26 protein-coding genes are annotated in these 25,945 nt (G+C 71.3%); 12 read left to right on the top strand and 14 right to left on the bottom strand.

All coding sequences use genetic code 11. The features are described from left to right. The first annotated feature begins 1 nt into the window (after position 1). The 3 genes from ABZ297_RS27470 to ABZ297_RS27460 are packed head-to-tail and all read left to right on the top strand — an operon-like array spanning position 2 to position 5,294. Entirely contained in the window at positions 2-2,248 is a 2,247-nt protein-coding gene (locus tag ABZ297_RS27470; protein WP_355351487.1) for a hypothetical protein, read from the top strand. Next, complete coding sequence (locus ABZ297_RS27465; RefSeq protein WP_355351485.1) at positions 2,245-4,455, top strand: FAD-dependent oxidoreductase; 2,211 nt, start codon at positions 2,245-2,247, stop codon at positions 4,453-4,455. The genes ABZ297_RS27470 and ABZ297_RS27465 overlap by 4 nt, the downstream gene beginning before the upstream one ends. After that, the gene (locus tag ABZ297_RS27460; protein ID WP_355351483.1) at positions 4,452-5,294 is read left to right on the top strand and encodes an NAD(P)-dependent oxidoreductase; all 843 of its coding nucleotides are present in this window, start codon (positions 4,452-4,454) and stop codon (positions 5,292-5,294) included. The genes ABZ297_RS27465 and ABZ297_RS27460 overlap by 4 nt, the downstream gene beginning before the upstream one ends. Positions 5,295-5,309: 15 nt before the next feature. Here the strand turns inward: ABZ297_RS27460 and ABZ297_RS27455 are convergent, their stop codons facing one another. The 4 genes from ABZ297_RS27455 to ABZ297_RS27440 form a co-directional block, all read right to left on the bottom strand. Continuing rightward, the gene (locus ABZ297_RS27455; protein ID WP_355351481.1) at positions 5,310-6,764 is read right to left on the bottom strand and encodes an alpha-L-fucosidase; all 1,455 of its coding nucleotides are present in this window, start codon (positions 6,762-6,764) and stop codon (positions 5,310-5,312) included. Beyond that, positions 6,761-7,369 carry a TetR/AcrR family transcriptional regulator gene (locus tag ABZ297_RS27450; RefSeq protein ID WP_355351479.1) on the bottom strand — a complete coding sequence of 203 codons (609 nt, stop codon included), beginning with the start codon at positions 7,367-7,369 and terminating at the stop codon, positions 6,761-6,763. Before ABZ297_RS27450 ends, ABZ297_RS27455 begins: the two co-directional genes overlap by 4 nt. An 82-nt stretch (positions 7,370-7,451) precedes the next feature. After that, positions 7,452-8,075 (bottom strand): TetR family transcriptional regulator, encoded by a 624-nt coding sequence (locus tag ABZ297_RS27445; protein ID WP_355351477.1) that lies wholly within the window; start codon positions 8,073-8,075, stop codon positions 7,452-7,454. Positions 8,076-8,112: 37 nt separating this feature from the next. Further along, positions 8,113-9,180 carry a serine hydrolase domain-containing protein gene (locus ABZ297_RS27440; protein WP_355351475.1) on the bottom strand — a complete coding sequence of 356 codons (1,068 nt, stop codon included), beginning with the start codon at positions 9,178-9,180 and terminating at the stop codon, positions 8,113-8,115. A 171-nt stretch (positions 9,181-9,351) separates the two neighbouring features. On the opposite strand from ABZ297_RS27440, the gene ABZ297_RS27435 reads away from it, so the two are divergent. The 3 genes from ABZ297_RS27435 to ABZ297_RS27425 all read left to right on the top strand — a co-directional run bounded on the left by ABZ297_RS27435 (position 9,352) and on the right by ABZ297_RS27425 (position 10,885). Then, positions 9,352-9,885 carry a TetR/AcrR family transcriptional regulator gene (locus ABZ297_RS27435; protein ID WP_355351473.1) on the top strand — a complete coding sequence of 178 codons (534 nt, stop codon included), beginning with the start codon at positions 9,352-9,354 and terminating at the stop codon, positions 9,883-9,885. Then, positions 9,882-10,277: a DUF6463 family protein gene (locus ABZ297_RS27430; protein WP_355351471.1), complete on the top strand. Its 396-nt coding sequence runs from the start codon at positions 9,882-9,884 to the stop codon at positions 10,275-10,277. Before ABZ297_RS27435 ends, ABZ297_RS27430 begins: the two co-directional genes overlap by 4 nt. Positions 10,278-10,525: 248 nt before the next feature. Further along, entirely contained in the window at positions 10,526-10,885 is a 360-nt protein-coding gene (locus ABZ297_RS27425) for a cupin domain-containing protein (protein ID WP_355351469.1), read from the top strand. Between the two features lie 45 nt (positions 10,886-10,930). Here the strand turns inward: ABZ297_RS27425 and ABZ297_RS27420 are convergent, their stop codons facing one another. After that, a complete protein-coding gene (locus ABZ297_RS27420; protein ID WP_355351467.1) occupies positions 10,931-11,977 on the bottom strand; it encodes a hypothetical protein in 1,047 nt (348 codons plus the stop codon). Between the two features lie 5 nt (positions 11,978-11,982). Continuing rightward, the gene (locus ABZ297_RS27415; RefSeq protein ID WP_355351465.1) at positions 11,983-12,564 is read right to left on the bottom strand and encodes a hypothetical protein; all 582 of its coding nucleotides are present in this window, start codon (positions 12,562-12,564) and stop codon (positions 11,983-11,985) included. Between the two features lie 386 nt (positions 12,565-12,950). Here ABZ297_RS27415 and ABZ297_RS27410 point away from each other — a divergent pair, with 386 nt between their 5' ends. Next, a complete protein-coding gene (locus tag ABZ297_RS27410; RefSeq protein WP_355351463.1) occupies positions 12,951-13,508 on the top strand; it encodes a hypothetical protein in 558 nt (185 codons plus the stop codon). Between the two features lie 326 nt (positions 13,509-13,834). Continuing rightward, the gene (locus tag ABZ297_RS27405) at positions 13,835-14,959 is read left to right on the top strand and encodes a virginiamycin B lyase (protein WP_355351461.1); all 1,125 of its coding nucleotides are present in this window, start codon (positions 13,835-13,837) and stop codon (positions 14,957-14,959) included. 105 nt (positions 14,960-15,064) lie between these two features. Here ABZ297_RS27405 and ABZ297_RS27400 read toward each other — a convergent pair whose 3' ends face one another. Beyond that, positions 15,065-16,096, bottom strand: a complete 1,032-nt coding sequence (locus tag ABZ297_RS27400) for a DUF2207 domain-containing protein (protein WP_355351459.1) — start codon at positions 16,094-16,096, stop codon at positions 15,065-15,067. Positions 16,097-16,363: 267 nt separating this feature from the next. On the opposite strand from ABZ297_RS27400, the gene ABZ297_RS27395 reads away from it, so the two are divergent. From ABZ297_RS27395 to ABZ297_RS27385, 3 genes are all read left to right on the top strand, one after another. Continuing rightward, positions 16,364-17,797, top strand: a complete 1,434-nt coding sequence (locus tag ABZ297_RS27395; RefSeq protein WP_355351457.1) for a serine hydrolase domain-containing protein — start codon at positions 16,364-16,366, stop codon at positions 17,795-17,797. After that, entirely contained in the window at positions 17,794-18,873 is a 1,080-nt protein-coding gene (locus tag ABZ297_RS27390; RefSeq protein ID WP_355351455.1) for a histidine kinase, read from the top strand. Before ABZ297_RS27395 ends, ABZ297_RS27390 begins: the two co-directional genes overlap by 4 nt. Before the next feature lie 118 nt (positions 18,874-18,991). Beyond that, on the top strand, positions 18,992-19,942 hold the full coding sequence (locus ABZ297_RS27385) for a nitronate monooxygenase (protein ID WP_355351453.1): 951 nt from the start codon (positions 18,992-18,994) through the stop codon (positions 19,940-19,942). A gap of 122 nt (positions 19,943-20,064) precedes the next feature. On the opposite strand, the gene ABZ297_RS27380 is transcribed toward ABZ297_RS27385, so the two are convergent. Continuing rightward, positions 20,065-20,628: a DUF305 domain-containing protein gene (locus tag ABZ297_RS27380; protein WP_355351451.1), complete on the bottom strand. Its 564-nt coding sequence runs from the start codon at positions 20,626-20,628 to the stop codon at positions 20,065-20,067. 232 nt (positions 20,629-20,860) lie between these two features. Between ABZ297_RS27380 and ABZ297_RS27375 the strand changes: the two genes are divergently transcribed. Next, positions 20,861-21,502 carry a response regulator transcription factor gene (locus ABZ297_RS27375; protein ID WP_350804733.1) on the top strand — a complete coding sequence of 214 codons (642 nt, stop codon included), beginning with the start codon at positions 20,861-20,863 and terminating at the stop codon, positions 21,500-21,502. A 152-nt stretch (positions 21,503-21,654) separates the two neighbouring features. On the opposite strand, the gene ABZ297_RS27370 is transcribed toward ABZ297_RS27375, so the two are convergent. From ABZ297_RS27370 to ABZ297_RS27345, 6 genes are all read right to left on the bottom strand, one after another. Beyond that, on the bottom strand, positions 21,655-22,494 hold the full coding sequence (locus ABZ297_RS27370) for a hypothetical protein (protein ID WP_355351449.1): 840 nt from the start codon (positions 22,492-22,494) through the stop codon (positions 21,655-21,657). 70 nt (positions 22,495-22,564) lie between these two features. Further along, on the bottom strand, positions 22,565-23,656 hold the full coding sequence (locus ABZ297_RS27365) for a CU044_5270 family protein (protein WP_355351447.1): 1,092 nt from the start codon (positions 23,654-23,656) through the stop codon (positions 22,565-22,567). Then, positions 23,649-24,218, bottom strand: a complete 570-nt coding sequence (locus ABZ297_RS27360) for an RNA polymerase sigma factor (RefSeq protein ID WP_355351445.1) — start codon at positions 24,216-24,218, stop codon at positions 23,649-23,651. The genes ABZ297_RS27365 and ABZ297_RS27360 overlap by 8 nt, the downstream gene beginning before the upstream one ends. Positions 24,219-24,506: 288 nt before the next feature. Then, positions 24,507-24,713, bottom strand: coding sequence for a hypothetical protein (locus tag ABZ297_RS27355; RefSeq protein ID WP_355351443.1), 207 nt, complete (start codon positions 24,711-24,713; stop codon positions 24,507-24,509). Positions 24,714-24,819: 106 nt separating this feature from the next. Continuing rightward, the gene (locus ABZ297_RS27350; RefSeq protein ID WP_355351441.1) at positions 24,820-25,632 is read right to left on the bottom strand and encodes an ATP-binding protein; all 813 of its coding nucleotides are present in this window, start codon (positions 25,630-25,632) and stop codon (positions 24,820-24,822) included. Between the two features lie 177 nt (positions 25,633-25,809). Continuing rightward, on the bottom strand, positions 25,810-25,945 hold a 136-nt coding region (locus ABZ297_RS27345; RefSeq protein ID WP_355351509.1), incomplete at its 5' end, for a DAK2 domain-containing protein.

The following is a 25,945-nucleotide window of genomic DNA, read 5'->3' as shown; positions in this document are numbered from 1 at the left end:
CATGCCCGACATCTCCCGCCGCACCCTCATCCAGGCCCTCCCCGTCGCCGCAGGGGCGGCGGTCACCGCAGGCGGTGCGACGCTCGGCGCCGCTCCGGCGGCGGCCGCCGAACCGATCTCCGTCGCAGCCGACGGAATCACCCTGGTGGCCGAGGCCGAGGGTTCGATCCTGGTCCGCGACGGCCAGGACCGCATCAGGCTCAGCCATTTCATGATCAAGGACAGCGTGCTCGGCCAGCAGCGCACCTTCGGCGGCACGCCCTCGCTGGTGACCGTCGGCGGCGCTCCCGCGATCCAGGTCGACTACCTCATGTCAGCCTCGGCGCAGCAGGTCAAGGTCCGCGGGCTGTTCACGGTCGCCGCCCGCCGGGCCCACCTGCGCTGGGAGGTGAGCGGCAGCGCGACGCTGACGCCGTCCGGCTTCATGTTCGCCAGGACCGTGCTCGCCCCCTCGGCGCCCGAGCGGTTCGTGCCCGTGACCAGGTGGACCCGCGACCCCAGGGGCGGCGTTCCTTACGAGGTCAACGCGGGCGCGCTCTACCAGGAGAGCTGGCCGGGCACCGGCGCTTACTTCCGGCTCGACAGGACCACGCCCGGCTTCACGAACGCCACGTGGATCCACGCTCCGGGCGACGCGGACAACGTCACCGAGGTGGAGTTGGTGCTCGGCGCGATGCGCCCGGCGGCGGCCAACGCGGTGGGCGCCGGGGTCCCGCTGAGCGTCGACGCGTGGAGCGAGCAGCCGTTCGGCCTGTACGGTCCCACCACGTCCATGCGGCTCAGCGCGCAGGTCGTCAACGGCTCGGCCGTGCAGAGGGAGGTGCGGCTGACCTGGTGGGCCCGTGACTTCGACGGCAGGAAGGCGGGCTGCGGCGAGCTGACCAGGACCCTCGCGCCCGGCGCGGTCTGGGACGAGACGTTCACCGTCGACGGCGACCCCCAGGGCATCGTCTTCGCCGAGGTCAGGGCGGCCTCCGGCGCCGACGAGGCGTTCGCGAGGACCAACCTGGCCACGCTCCGGCCGCACACCTATCAGGCCGGGGGCAGGTTCGGCATCGCCAACTACGCCTGGCTGGCGGTGCCGGACAAGGCGTCGGTCGGCGCGCTGCTGCAGAAGATCGGCGTCAGATCCGTGCGCATCTCGTACGCGGGCGCGCCCGGCCACTCCCCGGCGGAGCTGGACGCGCTCGGCATCGCGCACAACGTGCAGCTCGGCGGGGTCATCTTCAACGGCACGGCCGAGCAGATCGCCGCCTGGGCGGACGACCGGGCGGCCACCGCGGTCGCGTCCGGCGCCCGCTACTTCGAGGTGGCCAACGAGCTGAACCAGCCGTGGATGTCCGGGCAGAAGGCCGCCGAGTACGTCCGCGACGGCCTGCGGCCCATCCACGACCGGCTCAAGGACTCCGGGATCAAGCTGATGAACTGCGGCCTCGGTGGCATGGACTACAAGTGGACGGCGAACTTCCACGCGGCGGGCGGCTGGGACCTGATCGACGCGTTCGCCTTCCACCCTGGCCGCGGCAACTTCACCCCCGACTACGCGCCGCCGCCCGGCGAATGGGAGCAGGGCGAGAACGGCTCGTACTGGAACTTCCTCGGCGCGCTGCGCAAGGCCCGTCAGACCGTCGACGAGTACGGCGGCGGCAAGGAGCTCTGGCTGACCGAGGCCTACGCCTGCACCAGGCCGAACCGGTGGTGGAACGACACCCACCGGCAGGCCGCGGAGAACGTCCTGCTCACGCTGGCGCTGGCCGTGTCGGAGGGGGTGGACGGCGTGAACTGGTACCAGCCGCACGACAGCACCGTCCACCATCCGCAGGAGGCCGACCCGGCCAACGCGGAGTACCACTTCGGGCTGATGAACCGCGACACCAGCGCCAAACCGGCGCTGCTCGCCTACGCCACGGCGACGCGCACCTTGGAGGGCGCGCGGTTCGTCCGGTGGCTGACGTTCGACGACCCGGACGTCAAGGGCCTGCTCTTCGACACGTTCGCCATCCTGTGGACCCGCAAAGACGGATATTTCCTGAACAGCGATCACGGTACGGACCCGTGGCACCCACACCCCGAACCCTGGGTGGACCACTGGCCGACCAAGACCCGCCTGACGGTCCAGGCGAGCGGCGCCACCGTCCGCGAGGTCGACTGCATCGGCCGCGAGCGCGTCATCCCCGCGCGGAAGGGGCAGGTCACGCTCACCCTCGACGGCGCTCCCCGGATCTACTTCGGGGTGGTGGCCCGATGAGACAGGAGACCGTCAACCGGGACATCACCGTGGTGGGCGGTGGGCTGGCCGGGGTGTGCGCGGCGATCGCCGCCGCCCGGCTGGGCCGCACGGTGGCGCTGGTCGGCAACCGGCCCGTGCTGGGCGGCAACTCCAGCAGCGAGGTGCGGGTCTGGGTGTGCGGCGCGACCGGGCACGGCAAGAACCACCACGCCCGCGAGGGCGGCATCATGGGCGAGCTGTTCGTCGAGAACCAGTACCGCAACCCGCACGGCAACCCCTACTTCTGGGACACCACCGTGCTCGACGCGGTACGCGCCGAGCCGAACGTCTCGCTGTTCCTCAACACCGACGTCCGCCTGGTCGACGCGGACGAGAGCGGCATCGCCTCCGTCACCGGCTGGATGATGGGCTCGGAACGGCTCATCACCTTCGAGTCGCCCGTCTTCCTGGACTGCACGGGCGACGGCCTGGTCGGCCACCTCGCGGGCGCCCGCCACCGGATCGGCCGCGAGGGCCGGGCCGAGTACGGCGAGCCGTGGGCGCCGGAGGAGCCCGACGACATCACGCTCGGCAGCACCCTGCTCTTCTACACCAAGGACGCGGGAGAGCCCGTCAGGTACGTCCCGCCGAGCTTCGCCAAGGACATCTCCACGACCTCGATCCCCGAGCGGCGGATCATCAAGGCCGGTGACAACGGCTGCGCGTACTGGTGGATCGAGTTCGGCGGCGAACTGGACACCGTCCACGACAACGACCGCATCCGCGACGAGCTCTGGTCGGTGATCTACGGCATCTGGGACCACATCAAGAACTCGGGGAAGTTCGACGCCGACACGATGACCCTCGAATGGGTGGGCGCGCTTCCCGGCAAGCGGGAGTACCGCCGCCTCCTGGGCGACTATGTGCTCACCCAGCACGACGTGCTCGGCCAGACCCCGTTCGAGGACCGGGTGGCGTTCGGCGGCTGGTCCATCGACCTGCACCCGCCGCAGGGCATGTACGCCACCGAGGCCGGGGCCAAGCAGCGCTACGCCGACGGGATCTACCACGTCCCCTACCGCTCGCTGTACTCGGTGAACGTGCCCAACCTGCTGATGGCCGGGCGCAACATCTCCGCCTCGCACGTGGCGTTCGGCTCCACCCGGGTCATGGCCACCTGCGCGACGATCGGCCAGGCGGCCGGCACCGCGGCCGCGCTCTGCGTCGAGCACGGCGCCCGCCCGCGCGACCTCGACACGGGCGAGCTGCAGCGGACGCTGCTGCGGGAGGACGCCTCCGTCATCGGCCTGCAGCTGGACGACCCGGCGGACCTCGCCCGCACGGCCACCGCCACCGCGACGGGCACGCTGGCCAGACTGGTGGTCGACGCCCCCGCCCAGAGCTGGCGGCTCGACGCGGACGCCGGGATCGTCCTGCCCGCCGACCCCGCGCTGACCGGCGTGCGGCTGCTCCTCGACGCCGCCGCGGACACCTCGCTCACCGTCGAGCTGCACGACCCCGTGCTCGGCCAGAACTACGTGCCCCGCGAGCTGGTGGCCACCAGCGTGCTCGCGGTCGCGGCGGGCGAGAAGCAGTGGGTGGACCTCGGCGTCGACTGGCGCCCCGACTCCCCGCGCAACGCCTTCCTCGTCGTCAAGGCCGACCCGCTGGTGTCCCTGCACGTCGCCGACCAGGCCACGCCCGGGGTGCTGTGCCTCACCCGGGTGCCGCTGCGCCCGGAGCACGAGACGCCCCAGCCGCTGCGTGAATGGACGGACGCCGGGCTGCTCCGCCGCACCTTCTGCCTGGAGACGGGGGAGACCGCCGCGTTCGCGCCGGGCAAGGCCCTCGACGGCTACCAGCGCCCGTACGCGGGCCCGCACATGTGGGTCTCCGACGGCCTTCCCGCCGCGCTCGAACTGGCCTGGCCGGAGCCGGTGACGATCGGGCGGGTCGAGGTGATCGCCGACGACGACGTCAACGAGGACCTGATCAACCTGCACCACCACCGCACCCCGTTCGAGGTGCTGCCGACGCTGGTGCGCGACTACCGGGTGGAGGTGCGGCGCGGCGGCGCCTGGCAGGCGGTCGCCGAGGTGGCCGCGAACCGGCGGCGGCGTGTCGCGCACGTCCTGGCGGAGCCGGTGACGGCCGACGGGCTGAGAATCGTGGTGGAATCGACGAACGGCGCGCCGTCGGCCCACCTGGTCGCGGTACGCGCCTACTCCCCGAGAGGTGATGGATGAGCCCGAGGCGGGTGCTGGTCACCGGGGCGGCCGGGCGTATCGGGCGTGCCACCCTCGACCTGCTGGGCTCGCACGGGATCGCGGCCAGCGCGCTCGTCCTCGAGGACCCCGGCGGCCTTCCGGCCGAGACGGTGGTCGAGGGCGACGCGACCGACCCCGCCGCCGTCGGCGCCGCGCTCCAGGGCGTCGACGCCGTCATCCACCTCGCCGCGATCCCGACCCCCGAGCGGGAAAGCGCCGCGACGGTGTTCGCGACCAACACCCAGGCCACGTTCACCGTCCTGGAGCTGGCGGGGCGGGCGGGGGTCAGGCAGGTGTGCGTGGCGACCTCCCAGGCGGCCAACGGCCTGGCGTTCGCCGCGAGAGACCTGCACCCCGCCTACGTGCCGGTCGACCTCGACCTGCCGTCGCAGTCGGAGGACGCGTACGCGCTGTCCAAGCAGGTCGACGAGCTGACCGCGGCGACGATGGCGCGCAGGCACGGGATGAGCGTGGTCGCGCTGCGCCTGCCGTACGTCGGCGGGTTCGACGAGCGGCTGCGCGACTTCGCCCGCCGCTGCGCCGCCGACCCCGGCCTGCACGCGCGCGGGCTGTGGGCGTACCTGGAGACCCGCGACGCGGCCCGCGCGTGCATGCTGGCGCTGGACGTGCCGGGGCCGGGCGTGCACCCGGTGCTGGTCGCCGCGCCCGAGACGCTGGTGCCGCACCCGACCGAGGAGCTGATGCGCCGCTACCACCCGACGACCGAGCTGCGCTCTCCGCTGCCCGGCCGGACCGTCCCCATCGACCTCTCGACGGCCACCGACCTGCTGGGGTTCATCCCCTTGTACGCGCTCTGATCCCCGTCGCTCGGCCTAGCGGATGATCGTCAGGGTGTGGGCGTGGGCGGGCGCGGGCTGCGCCGGCAGCGCGATCTCCACGTCGGCGCCTCGCTGCGTCCACACCAGGTCGCCGGGCCCGCCGAGGAGCCCGACGCGGGTGCCCGACGGGAGCGTCAGGTCTCGGACGACGACCGGGCCGGGCCCGACGTCGCCGAGCACGACGGCGTAGACGCGCTCGTCCCTGCTGGTGAAACGGACCTCGTGGGCGTCGGCGGTGACCGCCCGCGTGCGCTCCCACGGGCGCGTCCCGAAGATCGCCTCCCCGTTCGTCTCCAGCCATCCGCCCAGCTCGCGCAGCGGCTCCTGCTGGATCTCGGGGATGCGCCCCTCGCCGTCGGGGCCGACGTTGATGAGCAGGTTGCCGCCCTTGCTCACGACGTCCACCAGCAGGTGGACGAGGTCGGCGGCGCCGAGCAGGTCGGCCCTGGTCTCTTGGGCGTTGTAGCCGAAGGACGTGCCGAGGCCACGCGTCAGCTCCCAGGGGCGCGGGATCACGTCCTCGGGGCAGCTGTACTCGTGCGTCTCCACGTCGAAGTGGAACGCCGGGGGCTTGACCGGCGGCTTCTTCCCGCTCTTGGCGAGCGCCCTGAGCGTCGCGCCGATGAAGCGGAGGTAGAGGAAGCGGCCGATCGGGTTGCGCGGCATGCTGAGCTGGGTCCAGCGGTCGTTGACCACGCCGTCGGCGACCGTGTCGTAGTAGTGGGCGAAGAGCTCGTGCTGGTCGGTCTCCGCGGGCCAGCCCATGTCGTTCCAGAGGATCGACGGCTCGTACCGGTCGATCAGCTCCCGCCACTGCGCGGCGGCGTACCGCGCGTACTCCGGGCCGAGGGCCTGCTGCTCCATGAGGTCGGGCATGGTGCGGACCGGCTTGTCGACGAACGTCCAGTCGATGCCGCCCGCGTAGTAGAGCCCCATCCGCAGCCCCTCCGCCCTGACGGCCTTGGTGAGGTCGCCGACGAGGTCGCGGGAGGCCCGGTAGTCGGCGGGCATGTGGGGGTTGGGCACGCTGGTGGGCCAGAGCGGGAAGCCGTCCAGGTGCCTGGTGACCATGACGACGTACTGGGCGCCGGCCCCGGCGAAGAACCGCGCCCAGTCGCCGAAGTCGACGTCGGCCGCGGCCTCGTCGAACTGCCGGCGGAAGCCGGTGTAGGGGAAGCTCTCGCCGTACGTCCGCGCGTGGTGCCGGGCGGTGGACGAGCCGGGCACGCGCAGGGCGTTGAGGTACCACTCCGCGTACGGGATGTCGCCCCTGGTGTCCTTCATGGCCGTGAGGTCGTTCATGAAGCTCTCGAAGTCGCCCGCCTCGGGGTCGGCGTAGGCGGGAACCGAGTACAGGCCCCAGTGGATGAAGACGCCCAGCTTCGCGTCCTGGTACCAGCGGGGGATCGGCCGCGTGTCGAGCGAGGCTTTGTCCGGCCGGTAGGTCACGGCGTTTCTCCCGGTACGTGAGGTGTGGCGGCTGTGGCGAGGCGTACCAGCGCGCGCAGTTCGTGCTCGTAGCTGCTGAGGTCGAAGTCGGGGTCCACGCTGAGCACGCGGATGATCCCGTCCCGCATGGAGCGGATGGCGATCGCGACGGATCGCGGGTGGAACGCGCGGAACTCTCCCAGCCGCTGGCCCTGGACGAGCAGGTCCTCCAGCGCGTCGATGTCAGCGCTCATGATCTTGGCCAGGGCGGACGGCCGGCCCTCGGCGGTACGCGAGCCGGTGGTGATGTCCAGCACGGCGACCAGGTGCTTGCGGTGGGTGCCGATGAAGGCGAGGTTGGCGCCGATGAAGGCGTCCAGCCGGGCGGCGGGGGTCTGCTCGGCGTCAACGCGCTCGGCGACGTGGCCGGCGAACGCGGCCATGACCTCCGCGACGAGGGAGTCGATGAGGTCCTGCCGGTTGGCGAAGTGGTACGTGATCAGCCCGGTGCTGCTCAGCCCGGCCTTCCTGGCGATCCTGGCGAACGACGCCTTGGCCAGACCCTCGTCAGCGATCACCTCGACGGCGGCCTCGACGATCTGGGCCCGTCTGGCCTGCTCGGTCAACGTTCGTTGCTCATGTGAGCTGATTTTTGCTCGCACAAGCAAACCCTAACGCACGCGACAGTCACCGTCAGAGTGCGTTTCGTCACCGAGCGGGCGCCGGCCCCGTCACGAGCTGCTGGATCAGCGGGCCCAGCCAGGCCACGACCGTCTCGTGGTCGGCGGAGGCGAGAGGTTCGAGCCCGAGCAGGTAGCGGGCGGCGGCGAGGCCGAAGATCTGGCCGGTGATCAGGCTGGCGCGCAGCTCCCCGTCAGGGCCGCCGATCGCCCCTGCGAGCTGCCCGGTCACCTCCCGCGCGAGGAAGTCGCGGAGCACCGTGGTGGAGTCATCGCGAACCGGCCCTGACCGGATCAGCGTGAGGAACGACTCGAAGCCGGAGCTGTCCCACAGGTGCAGGAAATGGCGGACGAGCCCGGCTCCCAGGTCGTCGAGGCCGGCCTCGACCAGCGCGCCGATCGCCTCCTTCGGGCCGGCGGGCAGGCGCATGGTGGCGGCGAGCAGCTCCTGCTTGCTGCCGAAGAAGTAGTGCACCATGGCGGGCTCGACACCCGCGTCAGCGGCGACGGCGCGCACGGTGGTGCGGTCGTAGCCCAGCTCGGTGAAGCGCGCCCGCGCCGCGTCGAGGATGCGCTGACGGCTCTGCATCCCGGTGCGCCACCTGCCCTGCCGCCGCACCTGCGGCCCGCCCCCGTCTCCGGACTGCCCCACATCGCCTCCCGGGACGCGACTCCTTTGGGCAGCGAGCCTAGATGTTGGACGGGGCGCAGAGGGCGGCGTCGAGGGCGGCGAAGAGGTGCTGGTCGTTCTTCGGGGTGCCCGTGACGTACACGGTCGCGGCCCTGCCGGCGCGGTCGCGGCCGCTGAGGACGCGCACGCCCGGGAGGCCGCCGTCGTGCATCCAGGCGGCACCGCAGCTCAGCGGGTAGGAGTAGACGCCGAGGCCGTAGCGGCTTCCCTTGGGGTCGGAGGCGGGGACCGCGCCGGCGAGCATCGTGCGCAGCGTCCGCTCGGGGATGGACTGCCAGAAGCGGTTCAGGTCCTCAGGGGTGGAGACCAGGCCGCCGCCCGCGCCGAACGCGTAGCCGGGCAGCTCGGTCTGGTCCATCTCTCCGGCCTTCGGGTTGACCGGGTTGACGCCGTAGGTGTGGGCGTGCTTGCCACGGATGCCCAGCTCCCCGCTCTTCGGCCAGTACGTCCCGCGCAGCCCCTTCAGCACGCCGTCCTCGGTGACCGCGCGGAAGTCCTTGCCGGTCACCTTCTCGATGAGCACGCCCGCGACCAGGTAGTTGGTGTTGGAGTAGGACCACCGCTCGCCCGGCTTGCCGACGGGCGGGCGGGACAGGGCCAGCGCCAGGTGGTCGGCGGGGTCGGCGGGCTTGCTCCAGTCGACCAGGTCGAAGTACTCGGGCAGGCCGCTGGTGTGCTGCAGGAGCTGCCGGACGGTGACGTCCGCGCCGTGCAGCGCCCCGGGCAGGTAGTGCTCGACCCGCTCGTCGAGGTCCAGCTTCCCCTCGGCGGCCAGCCGCATCACCGTCACCCCGATGACGGACTTGGTGACGCTGGCGGCGCGGAAGCGGCCGTCGGCGCCGACCATCGGCCTGCCGGTGCCGCGCTGGGCAGTGCCCGAGGTCCACGTCGTGGTATGGCCGTTCCTGTCACGTACCGAGAGCACGGCTCCGGCCAGGCCGTCCTGCGTGGTCAGCCGGTCCACCTGCGCCTGGACACCCCGGTCGGGAACGGCGGCGGCCATGGCGGGGGAGGCGGCGCCGAGCAGGACGACGGCGGCGGCTGCGGCGGCGAGGTACTTACGCATCTGCGGGACATCTCCTTGTGTTCGGGGTGATGTCCCCATCCTTGGATCTCCGGCCCCCAAGATCAGTCATGCCGTCCGGCTTCTTGGGGTGGGGCCTGCACCACCGCCGCCGAAGGGGGCCGGCACCACCGGCTACGTCGCCATACCATGCCGTATGGTACGGTCCTGGGCATGGCGAGCAAACTGGACTGGCTGGAGGCCGGGTTCAAGGTCCTGACCGAGTCAGGCGTGCCCGGGCTGACGATCGAGCGGCTCAGCGGCGACCTGGGCCTCACCAAGGGCTCGTTCTACCACCACTTCAACGGCATGTCGGGCTACCGGGCCGACCTGCTGAACCACTTCGAGGCCCAGTACACCAGCCGTTACATCGACGGCGTGGAGCGGCAGGGCGGGCCAGGGTCCAAGCTGGCCCGCCTGCTCGACCTGGTCCTGGCCGACGAGGACGCCGGCCTGGAGATCGCCATCCGGGCCTGGGCGCTACAGGACGACGGGGTACGCGCCGTCCAGGAGCGCATCGACCGGCTGCGCACCGCGTACCTGCGCACGCTCGCCCGCGAGGCCGGAGCCGACGAGGCCGACGCGCTGGCCCGGCTGCTCTACCTGGTGCTGGTCGGCGCGCAGCAGGTCGTCCCGCCGCTGCCGACCGCCGATCTGCGCGACGTCTACGAGCTGGCCATGCGCCTGCTGCCGAAGGAGGAGCTGTGAACCCACTGGCCCGATGGGTCCCCCGCCTGATCATCCTCACCTCAGTGCTGCACTTCGTCTGGGCGTTCGCGCAGACCAACGCGTGGGCGCGGATCGCCAGCGACGGCTTCCTCAGCGCGGTCGCCGACGAGAGCGCCGCCGACTACTGGCCGCGCGAGGGCAGCGTCTGGTTCATGGCGTGCGGCGTCGCGCTGCTGGCGCTCGGCACGTTGTCACGGCACGTGGTCAGGACGACCGGCCGCCTCCCTGCCCAGATCGGCTGGTACCTGCTGGCGCTGGGCGTGCCGCTGTGCGTCCTCTACTTCCCGGTCACGGGCAGCTGGGCCCTGCCGGTCATCGGCGTCCTCGCCCTGCTGGCCGCCAGGAAGAGCGCGCCGGACGCGACCGGCTGACCTTCCCACGGGCCATGACCCGCCCGGAAACCACGACCGGATCCTCGACTTCTCCACCCCCGTGACCGGCAGCCTGTTCTTCGTGCCCAGCGCCGGCTTCCTCGACGACCTCCCCGACCCGCCCGCCGCCGAGGCGGCCGCGTCCGTCAACGCCCAGAGGCGGCCTGACGGCTCCTGACCTGGACATTCTCCCTTGTTGGCCTCCCTGCCCGGTGGAAGACTGAGGCTGACGGGAGGGGGGACTTGTCATGATCGAGGTCAAGAGCATCGACAAGCCGGACGAGCGCCGTGACTTCATGATGGGGCACCTGGAGGTGTGTCACCTGAGCGGGCTGACCTTCGGCGTCGCCACGTTCGAGCCGGGATGGCGCTGGTCGGCGTCGATCAAACCCATCGTGGGCACCGAGTCCTGCGAGGTCCACCACAACGGCTTCGTCGTCAAGGGACGGATGCGCCTGCGGATGAACGACGGCACCGAGGCCGAGGTGGGCCCCGGCGAGGTCTTCGTCTGCCCGCCGGGGCACGACGCCTGGGTGGTGGGCGACGAGCAGGTCATCGTCTACGACTTCGCCGGCGGAGCCGGCGAGTACGGGAAGGCCAGGGACTGACGCGCGAGGCGGCGCGGCCCCGGGAAGGGCGGCGCCGCCTGGGCGTCAGGCCGGATCCCGGACGTCCTTCCGGCGCGCGCGGAACCGGCGGAAGCCGATGAGGAGCACCGCTCCGGCGATCAGGGTCACCAGCGCGACGAGCACGGCGACCAGCGCGATCGGGGAGTCGACCGACGCCACCAGCCCGAACGTTCCCGACTTCTCCGGGAAGGTCAGCGTTCCGGTCTGTGTGCGGTCGACCCGGCCGCTCTTGAGGGTGAGGCTGAACTTCCACGGCCCGTCGGGGAGCTCCTCCCCCAGCAGGACGGTGACGGTTCCCTGGTCGCCGGGCGCCAGGGTGGTGCCGCGGTCGACCGGGAAGGGGCCGGCGCTCAGCGAGCTCGGCCCGTCTGACAGCGACAGCCGGCCTTCGAGGTCGACGGCGCGTTCGCCGGTGTTGGCGACGGTGGCCTGGATCCTCGGCTGCCCGTCCTCGGTCCGCTGGGGCACGATCTCGCCGATCCGGAAGTCCGTGGGCGGCTCCCCGCCGGGGCCGACGTCGAGATAGGTACGGATCCCGACACGGTTGACGAGGGTGATGCCCTCTTGCCTCCCCGCCCCTGCGGCCGAGACCTCCGCCCAGATGACGGCGTACCGCTCACCCCTGGAAGCCCAGGTCGGCACGGCGACGACGGCCCGCACCGACGCCCTCTCGTGCGGGGGCAGGACGATGCTGGGACGGTTGAGCCTGATCCACGAGCTCAGCTCGTTCCCGGTCCGTTCCGGCGCGAAGGTGAAGTGGCCGTGGCTGATGTCGGCTCCGGCCGCGTACAGCTGCAGGTGCTGGGGCTTGTTCGAGGCGTTGTGGACCTCGAAGCGCCGACTGAAGGTGGTGCCGGGGTTGACGTGGTCGACGATGAAGACGTGCGAGCGCGGGTCGTCCGTCCGGTTGGCGGGAATCTCCAGCAACCTGATGCCGATGCTGTTCCTCCCTGCGGGACGCGCCTCGCCCCGGCCCGGGTCCGCGACGGCCGCTGGAGCGCCGACCATCGCTTGCGCGAGGAGCGCGAGCAGCACCGCGGAGACGAGCCGGGTGAACGGTGAGATGGCCATGCGCGTCAGGCGACGGAGTGGTTCACCGTGCCGGTGTAGGTACCCGCCACCGCTTGGGCCGGGACGTTGACCACGATGGTCGGGTTCCAGGCGACGGAGTTGTCACCGGAGCCGGTCGTCTTGCTGAAGGCGGTGCGCGAGACGTCAAGCGACTGCGCGGCGGCCGCGTTGGCCTGGCCAGGGACGAGGGTTCCGCCGCCGGTGCTGGCGGTCGCCGAGCCGGACCAGTACAGGATGTCAGTATTTGGGATGGTTTCGGCGGCGGTGCCACCCCCTGTGGTGAAGCCGCCCGTCGCGGCGATCACCGACGCCGTCCAGGTGGCGGTGAGCGCGGCACGCTGGTCGGTGACCGTGATCGTGCCGAGCTGGCCGCTGATCTGGCCGGCCGGCGCGGAGTTCCCGACGTTGACCGGGCCGGCCGGAACGGTGATCGTCAGTCCGTCCTCGCCGGTCACGGTGAAGGTCACCGTGGTGGAGCAGGTGGTTGACGCGGGGCAGGTGACGGCCTGCGCCGGCACGGCGACCGCCATGGCGACAGCCAACCCGGCGACTCCTACCAGGGAAATGCCCAGACGGCACTTGGACATTGCTGGTCTCCTTCGTCGAATTCACCGCCCTGTCTGGGCCGTTCTCGTATGACATTCTCCTCAGCGCGAAGAATCCGGAAACCGGTTCAGTGGGCATCTGGCAACATTTGGCGATCAGATGGAGAGCGCCAGAAACTAGCGGGTCAGCGACCCACCCGCCGAAATTACCCATAACACGGACAAACCATCCGGCTTGCCCGACCACCCCGGCACGCCCGCGCCCACCGTTCGACCTGGCGCACCCCCCCCAAAGGCGCCACCATTTCTTTTACAACGGATTTACCGGCCGCGAGCGGGAGAGGCGGAACGCAGCCGACAATCTGCAATCTAGAATGCGTTCGATTTTCCGCGCGCCCTGACGCACGAACCGCATGTGAGGAAACGGAATGAGGACGAGCTGTACGGGCAACTCCGTCGCGCGGGCAGCCTTGCCACTGACGGCGTCGATCGTCCTGGTGCTCGCCCTCGGCACTCCCACCGCCTCGGCCTCCCGGATCGCGGCGAGCGCCACCGTCGCCTGGCGCGTCGACCCGCTGACGATCACCGTGCCCGCCTCGGCCAGCCTCGGCACCGGCGCCAAGGGGGCCTCGATCACCGCCTCCCTGGGAACGGTGACCGTGACCGACTCACGGGGAGGCAATCCGCCCTGGACGGCCACCGTGTCGGCCACCGATTTCACCTCCGGGATCGCCACCATTACGAAGAGCCATGTCTCGTACTGGTCCGGCCCTGCCACCGCCCAATCGGGTGGCGGCTCCCGCACCCCCGGGCAGAGCAGCGCGGCCCAGGCGGTCGCCCTGTCGACGTCGGCGACCGCGTTCTCCGGACGCAAGGCGGCGGCGGTCACCCAATCCACGAGCTGGCAGCCGACGATCGTCGTCGCCGTCCCCGCCGCCGCCGCCGCGGGCATCTACACCGGCAGCATCATCCATTCGGTCGCCTGAGGCGTGCGCCTTTCTTCAGCACATCTTCAGCACAGGACGGCTTTCGGCCCTCCGCCTCGAATCCGGCTTTCCGTGAAACTCGGAGCCCGACGCATGTCCAGGCGGCCCGTCGATGAGTTGGCGTTTCCATGACCAGCCACGAACGCAGATGGCCGAGGGCGGCCGGCGACCGCGGGAGATATTGAGATCGCCGGAGCCGGGCGCGGGGCGAACAGCGTCGTAGGCGATTTCGCGCCGACGACGGCCCGATGCCGCGGGCGTCCATTCGCGGAGTTGCGCCCCGGCGGTCGGCACGCGTTCCTTTTTCGCCTGCTGGAAGGGATGTCATGCGCCTCTCGACTCGCCGCCTGGGGTACCCGCTCGTGGTCATGGCTCTGGCCATGGCGGCAAGCGCTCCCGTGGCCGTATCCGCGTCCGCCTCGCCACCCCACCCGCCGTCCCCTCCACGCCCCTGGGTGAAGATCTGCCTCAAGCTCAAGCAGATGCCACAGCACCGGCGTATCAAGTGCCACTTCCCGCCCGCGCCACGCTCCTCCCGGCCGAACGGGCTCGCGGCCGAAGCCCTGCAGTCACCGTCGATCAGCGAGCTGTCGATACCCACTGACCCCGCGACCCCCGTCGGGATCACGACCGGTCCCGACGACAACCTGTGGTTCACCGAGAACTACGCCAACAAGATCGGGAAGGTCACGACAGGCGGCCTGTTCACCGAGTACTCCCTCCCCACCAGCGGCTCCGAGCCGGCGTACATCACAACGGGGCCGGACGGCGCGCTGTGGTTCACCGAGGCGATCGGCAACCAGATCGGACGCATCACCACCTCCGGAACCATCACCGAGTACACCCTGCCCACCAGCGACGCCTACCCCTGGGGCATCACCACCGGGTCGGACGGCGCCCTGTGGTTCGTCGAGCAGAACGCCAACCAGATCGGACGCATCACCACCTCCGGAACCATCACCGAGTACGCCCTGCCCACCAGCGGCGCCTACCCGATGGGCATCACCGCGGGTCCTGACGACAACCTGTGGTTCACGGAAGCGCTCACCGGAAGCATCGGGCAGATCACCACGGGCGGCTCGATCACCGAGTTCGCCGTGCCGTCCTCCGGCGCGCTGCCCATCGGCATCACCACGGGCCCTGACGGCAACCTGTGGTACACCGACGCCAACGGCAAGGTCAGCAACGTCGACACCTCGGGCAACTTCACCGAGTACACGCTCTCCGACCCCAACAGCTTCCCGTGGGGCATCACCGTCGGGCCCGACGACAACCTGTGGTTCCTCGAACAGCAGACCAACAACGTCGCCTACTCCACCACGTCCGGGATCATCAACGAGTACGCGCTGCCGACCCTCGTCGCCGGACCGTTCGACATCACCACCGGCCCCGACGACAACCTCTGGGTCACCGAGGACAACGTCTCGCAGCTCGCCGTCGTGACTCCCTGACGAGAACCTCTCGGCGGTCGCTCCTCACCCGCGCATGGGGCGACCGCCAAGCGGAGGGAGCCCCCCACTCGGCGCGGTCGATCGGGCCACCTGCCGCCGGCTCCGCTACCAGGCGCCTCCTCCGCCGCCGCTGCCGTCGCTGCTCGCGCTACCGCCGCCGGCATCCGACGAGCTGTGGCCGTGGTCGGAGCCTGCCGCGTTACGGCGACGGCGTGGGGGGGTGCGCCTCTCGCGGCGGTGGACGATGACGATGACGCCGAGGACCAGTACGCCCATGATCCCGATGATCGCGAAGTTGAGCAGCGGGTTGTCCGTCTCAGCGGAGGCTGTGGCCGGGTCGCAGCCGTTGTCCTGCGCGGGGGCCCTGAGACTGCCGCCCGCGCGGAGGGTGGCGAGGTCCGCGGAACCGTCCGTGCCGTCCTTGCGTACGACGGCGGACTGGCCGGAGCCGGGCTTCCCGGGAAGGTCGAGACGGGCCCGCGGGAAGACCAGGTCGAGGGCGACGGCATGGCCAGGAGGGACGTTGACGGCCGTGGCGGTGGCCTCCGGCCCGGTGAAGGACGCCTTGAGCCGACCGGCCGGCTGCCCGAAAGCCTCGTGCACGCCGCCCGCGTCCCCGGCCAGGCGGACGGTGACCTGGAGCCGGTCCAGGTCACGCAGCCAGTTCCGCCCCCGGACGGGGAGATGCAGGAAGGCGTGCCGGTCGTAGGCGGTGACCGCGCCCTTCAGCGTGTAGGCCACGCGGAAGGTGCGCGAGGTGCGAGGGGCGGCGGTGAAGTGCCAGACGACACGATGCGGCCCCTCGTCGGTGCACGCGACCTCGGCGTAGCTGCCGTCCGGCCCCTCGGCGCCGAGTTCGGGCTCGCCACCGCGCTGGTAGCGGGTGGCGCCCTCGGCAACGGTGACGTCGGAGATCCGCGTTCCCTCGGCCATCGGAACGTCGACGTACGCGCCGTGCACCTCGTCCGTGAACTGGAACGTGTGGTCCTCGACGACGCTGACCGTGCCGTCGCCGCGCACCGTGGCCGCTATGACGGTTTTCGGCAACGTGTAGCGCGGCTCGTCCGTAGTGGCGAGCCTGGCGCCGGCCATGGCGGGCGGAGCGGCGGCCAGGCCCAGGACGAGCGTCCCCAGCACGAACAACGACGATCCCACCCGTCCACGCACTGCGCCCCCGATCACCCGTTCGTCAGATTCTGACACCCTGACAAGGCGCACTTTCATCCTGCTTAATGCACTCCGCCTGCTTTCTCCGAGTTCGCGGCTTCCGCCCGTCCGCCAGGGTGGGGCCCGCCCCAACCCAAAGCCGCCCTCGGAACGCGAGACAGACCTGACTTTCGTCAGGTGTGGTCCTGGCCGATCGACAGATCCCTTCCGGGCTGCGCGATCTCTAGGTTCTTGTCCATGAAACGCAAGCTCATCGGCCTGGTGGCGGGTATCGGCCTGGTCGCGTCCGTCGCTGTGGCTCCTGCCGCGCAAGCCGTTCGGGCGGGCACCGGGCTGACCCCGGCCGCCATCGACGCCTACCTCGCCGAGGCCATGGAGTCCACCGGCCTGCCGGGGATGTCGATCGTCGTGACCCACAAGGACAAGGTCGTGCACGCGGCCGGGTACGGGCACGACTCCGACGGCGAACCGGTCACCGCGAACACCCCGATGCGCGTCGCGTCGCTCAGCAAGTCGTTCACCGCCATGGCCGTCATGACGCTGGTGGACGCGGGGAAGATCGCGCTGGACGAACCGGTCGCCCGGCAGCTGCCGGAGTTCCGGATGGCCGATCCGCGCGCGGCACAGATCACGGTCCGGCAGCTGCTGAACCAGACGTCCGGCCTGTCCGACAGCACCGTCGACATCGGCGCCACCGAGGCGGCCACCTCGCTCGCCGGGTACGTGTCCACGCTGCGCACCGGCCGGCTGGCCGCCGATCCCGGCACGCGCTGGGCGTACTGCAACGTCAACTACGACCTGGCCGCCCGGTTGGTCGAGGTGGCCGGCGGTCTCAGCTTCGGCGACTACCTGAAGCAGCGCGTCTTCGGACCGCTCGGCATGACGCACAGCGCCGTCAGCGACCAGGACGTGAAGCCCGCCGCCGGGTTCAACTCGATCTACGGCGCCTGGGTGCCGCGTCCCGAGCTGCCCGGCTTCCTCAACGGCGGCGGCAGCGGAGGCGTCGTCACCGACGCCGCCGACATGGGCAGCTGGCTGATCAGCCAGACCGGCAGCGGCAGGCAGCTCGTGACCGCGAAGAGCCTCCAGACCATGCACACCCCGTCGCAGGTGCGCGACTACGGCATGGGCTGGGGCTCGGACACCATCGGCGGCGCCAAGCTGCTGGTGCACAGCGGCAACCTGTTCACCTACAACGCCGTGGAGGCGCTCTCCCCCGACACCGGGTACGGCTTCGCGGTCATGGCCAACGGCACCGCCCTGCACGACGACACCTACGACGTGCTCACCGGCCTGGTCGCCATGAGCCAGGGCAGGACACCCGACGTGCCGGGCGGCGACCGGCAGCTGTTCGAGCTGGTGCTGGGCCTGATCGCGGTGGCCGCGGCGGCTCTGGGCGCGCTCGGCGCGCTGCGGTCGCGCCGGTGGGCGCGCAGGAGGGCCGGACGTCCCGGCTGGCGGATCGGGCTGCGCCTGGTCCCGTCGCTGCTCCCGGTCCTGCTGCTCGCCTGCTACCCGCAGCTGATCTCCTTCCTCATGAACGGCCGGACGGTCACCTGGGCGCAGCTCACCTACTTCGCCGCGCCGATGACGATCACCCTCGTGGTCGCGGCCGTGGCGGGAGCCGTCACCGCCGCGACGCGGCTGCTGCCGGTAGTGTCAACCCGGTGAAGAACGGCGCGACCCTGCTGGTCATCGCGGGGCTCGCCCTGCTCAACGGGCTATCCCTCGACGGCATCCCGATGTGGCGGCAGTTCGCCTTCCTCGCCCTGGCCGTCGCCGCCTACCTGCACGGACGCCACCTGATCGTGCGGCGCGGCTGGCTGCTCCTGAGCGTCGCCGCGGTCCCAGGAGCCGTCCACACCGTGCTGGACTTCTGGGACGGGGCCGGCGCGCTGATCGCCGTCGGGCTGTTCGTCACGCTGCCGTGGCTGGCCGGACGATTCCGGCGGCAGCAGGCCGAGCTGCTGGAGGCCGGGCGGGAACGGGTCGCCCAGCTCGAACGGGAGCAGGAGTACCTCGCCGAACGCGCCACGCTCCGCGAACGCGCCAGGATCGCGTCCGACATGCACGACCTGCTCGGCCACGACCTGGCACTGATCGCGCTGCGCTCGGGAGCGCTGGAGCTGGCCGCCGACCTGACAGGGCCGAACCGGGAGGCGGCGGCCCAGCTGCGGGCGGGCGCGGTCGAGGCGACCGACCGGCTCCGCCGCACCATCACGATGCTGCGCGAGAACGGGCCCGCCCCGACGCGGCCTCCGGAGGAGTCCGTCCAGGCGCTGGTGGACCGGGCCCGCGCCGCCGGGATGACGATCGACCTCCGTCATGCGGGCGAGCGGGCGGCGCTGCCGCCGCTGGTGGACAGGGCCGCCCACCGGGTGGTGCAGGAGTCGCTGACCAACGCCGCCCGGTACGCACCCGGCGCGGACGTCCTCGTCCACCTCGAGCAGACCGACGACACGCTCACGATCACGGTGACCGACTCCCCCACCGAACACCCCCACCGCACGGCCACCGACTCCCCTCTCGGACGCCCCTGCGACGCGGCCGTGACCGGCGCGCCAGCGCCGCCGACACCGGCGCCGACGCCCGCGCAGGTGTCGGTGGGGAACGGGAGCGGGATCGCCGGGTTGCGTGAGCGGGTGCGGCTGCTCGGTGGCACGCTGCGGGCCGCCCCTCACGACGGCGGTTTCACCGTGACGGCACAGCTCCCGCTCGACCCGTCCAGGAGGGCGCGAAGACACTGACCTCCCGCCGGTTCCAGGCGCTGCCGGTAGGCGGCCCCGCGACCCGGCCCGGGGTCGCCGAGCCGGGCATGGCACTGTGAAAGCCTGAGGCGTTGGACAGAGGGACGAGGAGATCCTGATGCGCACGTGGCTCACCGACCGCTTCGGTCTCGCGGTTCCCCTGGTAGGAGCCCCGATGGTGGGAGTGGGGGCGGGACGCCTGGCGGCGGCCGTCTCCGCGGCGGGAGCCCTGGGTGTGCTCGGCGTACCCCCCGCGGCGCCGACGCCGTGGGTCGCCGAGCAGGCGGCCGTCGCGGGCGAGGGTGGGCGGCCGTACGGGATCGGGCTCATGGCCTGGGCGCTCCCCGGCAACCCGGCCCAGCTGGACGCCGTCCTCGCCGCCCGGCCGCCGCTGGCAGCGGTGAGCTTCGGGCCCTACGCGGGCTACGTGGACGAGTTGCGGCAGGCCGGCATCACCGTCGTCACCCAGGCGGGCACCACGGATGAGGCCCGCGCGGCCGAGCAGGCGGGCGTGGACGTCGTCGTGGCGCGCGGAGCCGAGGCCGGCGGCCACGGGCGCAACGACGTGGGCACCCTGCCGCTGCTGGAGAGCGTCCTGGACGCGGTGCGGATCCCGGTTCTCGCCGCAGGCGGCATCTCGACGGCCCGCGGCCTGGCCGCGGTCCTCGCCGCCGGCGCGGCCGGAGCATGGGTCGGGACGGCGTTCCTGGGCTGCACCGAGACGACGATTCCGCAAGAGGCCACGGAGCGGGTCCTTCAGGCCGGGGAGACCGACACGTCCTACGGCCGGGTCTTCGACGTCGCCCAGCGGCTGGGCTGGCCGCCGGAGTACGGCGGGCGGGCCATCCGCAACGCCTTCTTCGACCGATGGGTGGGCCATGAGGCGGAGCTGGCCTCCGACGACGACGCCCGCGCCGCCCTCGACGCCGCCCGCCGCGACGCCGACTACGACACCGCCTACGTCTACGCGGGCCAGGGCGTCGGCATGATTCGGGAGCGACGCACCGCCGCCGACGTGGTCGCCGCCTTCGGCGCCGCCGAAGAACTCCTCACCCGCTTCACGAACTGACCGGAGGACCTGCGCCGAACGCGTCCCAGTGCCGCCACGCGGCGTCCTGGTCCCCGGATCTCCGCCTGATCAGCCGACCCGGCGACTGACCAGCGCGGAGATCCCCCGGAGGGTCCCGCGCCTCAGAGGTGGGCGAGGATCTTCTGCAGCTCGGCCACCTCGGCCTGCTGGCTGCTCGCGATCTTCCGGGCGAGCTTCTTGGCGGCGGGGTTCGCGCCGTCGGCCTGCTCGGTCCTGGCCATCTTGATCGCGCCTTCGTGGTGGACGATCATGAGCTGGACGTAGCGCTTGTCGAACGCCTTGCCGTTGGCGGCCTGGAGCCTGTCCATGTCCTGACGGGACATGCCGCCGGGCATGTCATGCCCCATGGAGTCGGCCGGGGCGGACTTGCCCCACTGCGACAGCCAGTCCTTCATGGTCTGGATCTCCGCTTCCTGGGCAGCGTTGATCTTGTCGGCGATGGTCTTGACGTCGGGGCTGCTCGCCCGGGTGGACGCGAGGTCTCCCATCTCGACGGCCTGCTCATGGTGCGGGACCATCATCTGCGCGAACGTGACGTCCGCCGCGTTGAAGATGGCAGTGGGCCGATCGGCGCTGGCCATGGTGGCGCCGTTGCCCCCGCACGCGGCGAGCAGCGTGAGGCAGCCCGCGGCGGCGGCGATCGAGAACGTGCGACTGGTACCCATGCGAAGCTCTCCCGGTTCGTCGTGACCGCCGGCTTCTGCAGGCAGCCTCGGAGCCCGCCCGCCAGAAGATCGGCCTGTCCGCGTGCTACCGAGAGACGCGCCAACGGCACTGTTCCCCCACATCCGACCTCGACACCCGCCCAGGGCACGGTGGCGGGGCCGGTGCCTGATCCTGCGACTCGGGTCTTTGGTCCCTTCCGGGTGCCGCGGCGGGGTAGGTAACGTCGAAAGCATGATTCGTGTGTTCCTCGTCGACGACCATGAGGTGGTGCGGCGGGGGGTGGCAGCGTTGCTGGAGTCCGAGGACGACATCGAGGTGGTCGGCGAGGCCGGAACCGCGGAGTCGGCGGTCGCCCGCATCCCGGCGCTCCGACCCGATGTGGCGGTGCTGGACGTGCGGCTGCCCGACGGCAACGGCGTGGACGTGTGCCGCGAGGCCCGCTCCCGGCTGCCGGAGCTGGCCTGCCTGATGCTGACCTCGTACGCCGACGACGACGCGCTGTTCGACGCGGTGATGGCCGGTGCCGCGGGCTACGTGCTCAAGCAGATACACGGCTCGGACCTCGTCGGAGCCGTCCGCACAGTGGCCTCGGGGCAGTCGCTGCTCGATCCGCAGACCACCGCCGCGATGTTGCAGCGGCTGCGCGACCAGGCGGCCCGGCAGGACCCGCTGGCGGCCCTGTCGGACCAGGAGCGGCACATCCTGGAGCTGATCGGCGAGGGGCTGACCAACCGGCAGATCGGCGAGCGGCTGTTCCTGGCGGAGAAGACGGTCAAGAACTACGTGTCGAACCTGCTGTCCAAGCTGAGCATGCAGCGCCGCACCCAGGCCGCCGCCCTGGCCGCGAGACTGCGGGCAGACCGCCGCGACTGAGCAGCAACCGAAAGCCCGCAGGCGCCCGGTATGGCTGCGAGGGCAGCCGAAAGCCCGCGGGCCCCCGTCCCGCGGCCTGTCGGTGGTTCAGCCGTTTCCCGTGGAGGCGGTGCCTGGGCTCGTCGCCTCCCGGTTGTCCTCGGTGAGCCGGCTCAGAGCGCGAAGTCCAGCGCGAACTCCTGGTAGACCCGCTCGCCGGCCGCCCGGGCCCTGGGCGAGTACCCCTGGTAGAACGCCTTGCCGCACTCCAGGTCGGCCAGCGCCGCGTCCACCTCCTTGTCCAGGTACGGCTTGGCCTCCTCAGGGCTCAGCATGGGCTTCATGAAGAAGTTCTCGCCCTGGAGGTGCTTGGGAATCGGGTCGGGCTGCTTCGTCCTGGCGACCTCGGTGGCCTCCTTGCGGAAGGCGGTCCGGCCGCGCTCGGCCAGCACGCTCGGCCTGGTCTCGGCGATCTTCAGGCAGCCGGCGAACTCCTTGCCGAGCTGCGCCAGCTTCTTGTCGGAGTCGAGCGCGCCCACCTCGTGCTCCAACGCCGCGTCCAGCTTGTCCAGGTAGCCGGCAAAGGACGATACGGACTTGCCCAGTACTTCCTTGACGGCCTTCGAGAAGCAGGTGTTGTCCGCGGCCCGGTACTTCTTGAGCTCGCTCGGGCTGAGCGACATCATGGTCTTGTTGTTCCTGCTCTCCCCCGAGTCGGGGTTGACCACCTTGTCGTCCGGGAAGACGAGCTTGGACCAGACCCCGAAGCCGTACTTGGCCCGGTAGGCGCGCAGCGCCTCGTAGTCGCCGGCGAGCCGGGCCCGCTCCTCCTTGGTCCACTTGTGCTTGATGACCGGCTCGGGGAGGTAGCGGAAGCCCTGCTCCTTCATGCAGGTGGCGCGGATCGACTCCATCTTGCCCTTGTTGGCGTACGCGCCGTCGGTGCCCGGTGAGGCGAGGCCGCCGAACGCGGTGACGAGCAGGGCCGTCGCGACGGTTTTGGCAATGAACATGACAGTTTTCTCCGGTTGAGGGTGTGCGAAACAGAGGTCCCGGCCGAAGAGGCCGGATCGGAGTGAAGTCTCAGCAGGGGATCTGCATCCGGGAGACCTTGGGTGACAGCTCGGGCAGCCCCGGAGCCAGGTCGACGCCCAGCACGGCCGTCCCCGTGGCGCTCCCCTTCGGCGAGACGTAGCTGCCGCCCGGGGATGTGCCCTTCCTGTCCCTGGTGTTCACGAAGCGCTCGCCCAGGTAACGGTAGGTCTGCCGGTCGAAGACCATCTCGGAGCGGATGCCGTCGCCCGCGTCCATCGAGACGGCCATGCCCTTCCTGCCCGCCACGTCGACCGTGTCGGGGATGAGCGTCATCCCGTCCAGCTCGGCCGCCACCTGGTAGAGGGCGGCGCCCAGGCTGGGCCGCACCACGGACTCCCTGATCAGTTGCTGGAGGGTCGACCAGACGCCGAACGGGTCCTTGCCGGCCTCCGCCATGACCTTCTCGCGGACGCGTGCCAGGTCTGTCGGCCACGCGCCGAGCCGCGCGTAGGCGAGCTCGTCGTTGGGCTTGGCGGGGCAGGACGTCTCATACAGGCTGTCCTCGACGCCGTGATCCCAGAGCCACTTGGGCGCCCGACCGGTGGCCGATATGGCCTGCTCACGGGACAGCCAGGGCTGCTTGCCCGCGTCCAGGGGCTCCCAGCGTTCCTCGGTCACCATCACCCGCGTCTCCGTGGAGCCGCCCGACTTCTGGCGTACGTGCAGCGCCCGCTGGGCGAGCGACTTCGTGTGCACGTACTGGCCGGGGCCCGGCACCAAATCCCGCTGGTCCGCGGCCGCCTTGGCCGCCAGCCTGAGCAGCGCCTGCGCGTTGGCCGGAGGCGCGGCGAGCACACCGACGCCCCCGGGGTCGGCCGAGCCGCCCAGGCCCACCTGCACGGCGACGATCACACCCGCGAGCACGGCCGCCATCGCACCGACGAGGACCAACCGCAGGCCGTGGCGGCGGGGTCGCGCAGGCGACGCCACGCCGCCGAGAGCCGACCGTGGCCAGCGGCGGCGTCGCGCTGGCGAGGAGGCCAGCCTCCACATCAGGGTGGCGCGAACGGCGGACAGGTCCTGCTCGGTGGCCTCCGGCGTGTCGGCCCACAGGCGCCCGAGCTCCTTCATCTCATCCATGGTCAGTTTCTCCCAGCGCCTGGCGAGCCTTCTTGCGCGCCCGGTTGAGCCGCGAGCGGACCGTCCCGATGGGGATGCCCAGCGCGCCGGCCACTTCCTCGTACGTCAGCCCGACCCAGGCGACCAGCAGCAGGACGTCGCGGTCGCCGGCCCGTAACCCGGCCAGCGCGGCCACCAGCGGCTTGTTCACGGCGAGCGTGCCCACCCCGTCCTCCACCGGGCCGCCGGTGATCTCGGCGAGCTCCACGCCGCCGCGCACGTACGCCCGGTAACGGGCGAGCTCACTGCGCCGCCGCTTGCCGATCACGTTGGAGGCGATCCCGTACAGCCAGGGACGGGCGTCGGCCTCGTCCGGCCGGTAGCGGTGGCGGTGCTCGAACGCCGCGAGGAAGGTCTCCGACACCACGTCGTCGGCGGCTTCCGGGCCGAGTCTGCGGGCGGCGTACCGGTGCAGCACGGGACCGTGGCGGTCGAACAGCACGGCGAACGTCTCAGGGTCCTGCCACGACCGCTGGATCACGAAGCTGTCGGCGACCTCGATCGTCGCCGCCGGTTCTGCCATGCGGTCTGCTCCTCCAATGCGATGACTGCCCGCGAGCCGGGTCCCGGCGCGAACACGATCGCCTGTACTTACCGCTCCTCCACGAAAGAGTTCACGCTGAGGCGGGACGTGCCGGCGAGCAAGGTGGGATTCGCGGCGGGAGCCACGATCCCCCAGGAGCCGCCGTCCCGGCGCGCGGCCCGGAGGCGCGGTGGGGGCCCACCGAGGCACGCCCAATCGGTCAGACTCCCCTGACGCCGCAGGCGGGGCACGTCCCGACAGGACGGCCCCGCGACGAGGGCCACGGGGTTACCCGTGGGATCGGGCAGGCGTTACCCCATACAGTTCTTCGAGACCGACGAGCAGTACGCCGTCGCCACGAGCTGATTCGCTGCGCAGGGCGTCGCTGAAGCCCGCGGCGCTGAAACAGGCGAGCGCGCACTGGCCGACATCCATGCCGCGTCGGGCGAGCAGGTCCCGCGCCTGAGTGAGCCGCTCCAGATGGCTCAGCCCCATGACCGTCTCGCCTCGCCGAGCAGGTGTACCGCCGGCTTCCTCCCGCCCGATCCGGGTTCGACCACGGCAACGTCGACTTGAATCTGCCGTCGCGTCGCCTGGTCGGTCACCACGCCGCTGCCGACCTGCCCCAAGGCCGAGCCGAGCAGGGATCGCCCCGGCCCCAGCACGTACTCTCGGCACACCGCTTCGGGGACAGGACTGTACGACAGATCCAGTCGTCGAACTCCTCCGGGCTGCCGGGAACGTCGTCCGCCAGGAACTGCCGCCGGTACGCAGGCGTGCCACCGACCACGGCATGGAGCCGGGCCGCGAGAGCGGGACTGTCGATCACTCCCCAGAAATCAGCGGCCGCCTGGTACCCGAAGGGCCGCACGACGAGTTCCAGCTGTGCCCGACCCCGCAGGGGCGCGGTGCTCGCGAGCAGACCGCCCATGACGGACATCGCCGATCCACATAAGAGCAGCCTCATCCGGCTCTCCGCACCTTGGAAGCGGTCGATCTCCCGCTGGATCAGGGACGGCAGTTCTGGAGCGGCCTTCGCCAGGTACGGAAACTCGTCGATGACCACGAGCAGCGGCTCTTCACCAGGGGGCGCGGCAAGGCCGAACAAATAGGAGATCGCGTCGTCCCACGTGGCGAAGGAGAACGGAGCCGGGGACCCGACGTGAACGGCGATGGCCGCGCCGAACTGGCGCAGCGACTCCGTCTCCGTCGCCGCCGTGGCCCCGAAGTAGAAGCCTCCATGGGTCTCGACGAGGGCGCGCAGCAGATAGGTCTTGCCCATACGCCGCCTGCCGCTGACGATCCCGAGCATGGCATGCGGCAGAGGCCGGTTCACGAAGGCCGTAAGACCGTCCCATTCAGCGCGACGGTCGAAGACGTGCGGCGGCTTGCCGAGGCGGGTACGACGTTGCACTTTGCCCCCACTCCTTAGGAGTACACCCCTAAGGAGCGTACTCCTAAGGACCCGATATCCCAGCTCAGCGTCCGGGTGGGAGCGGGGACGGCGCACGAGAAGGACGGGCCCGAGCATCGCGCTGACAAAGTCAAGTCGGCCCGACACTTGTCCAGGTCCCCCGCCCCTCCGGGCAGGTCACCCCGAGCCGGGCTCCGTAACCTCCGCCAGCGCGCGGAACAGCAGGGCGACGCCGACCGCGCCGGGGTCCTCGACGCCGCGGGCACGGTCGCCGACGTAGCTGGCCCGGCCTGCGCGCCCGGCTCGGCCGGGC

Origin of the sequence: Nonomuraea sp. NPDC005983 (assembly GCF_040614375.1) — a bacterium.
Taxonomy (GTDB): domain Bacteria; phylum Actinomycetota; class Actinomycetes; order Streptosporangiales; family Streptosporangiaceae; genus Nonomuraea.
Note: the sequence above shows the minus strand (reverse complement) of the source record. Positions and strands in the feature narration are given on the sequence as shown.